The sequence below is a fragment of the Bacteriovorax sp. DB6_IX genome (assembly GCF_000447775.1).
GTDB lineage: Bacteria > Bdellovibrionota > Bacteriovoracia > Bacteriovoracales > Bacteriovoracaceae > Halobacteriovorax_A.
Genome location: NZ_AUNJ01000326.1, coordinates 1 through 294, shown reverse-complemented (window position 1 = coordinate 294; position 294 = coordinate 1). Strand labels below are relative to the sequence as shown.

1 protein-coding gene is annotated in these 294 nt (G+C 35.0%); it reads right to left on the bottom strand.

Annotated features, from left to right (window positions below):
• A partial coding sequence (locus tag M901_RS09965; protein ID WP_034721688.1) for a DUF1648 domain-containing protein occupies positions 1-269 on the bottom strand: 269 nt, incomplete at its 3' end.
• Positions 270-294: the final 25 nt, after the last annotated feature.

Sequence of the window (294 nt, the reverse complement as noted above, 5' to 3'; positions counted from 1 at the left end):
ATAACTTTAGCTAAGACTTCCTGACTATTTTTCATAGTATTGGCCTTAGCGGAATTAGAAACAAATATTCCAACAAGAAAGATCACGAAGAGATATAACACAGGCATAAAGAAGGACTGAACCTCTTTAGTTGCGTAAGCTATGGGCTTCCCTTCCAAGTTGAAACGAGTTGGTATTTCATTAGGTAAATTCGGGTACAAATAGACCGTAACCCCAATCATAACGAAACAAACAAGAAAACTAAGAGCATGATTTTTTAAAAACTTCATAGATCCTACTTATAGAAAAACCTTC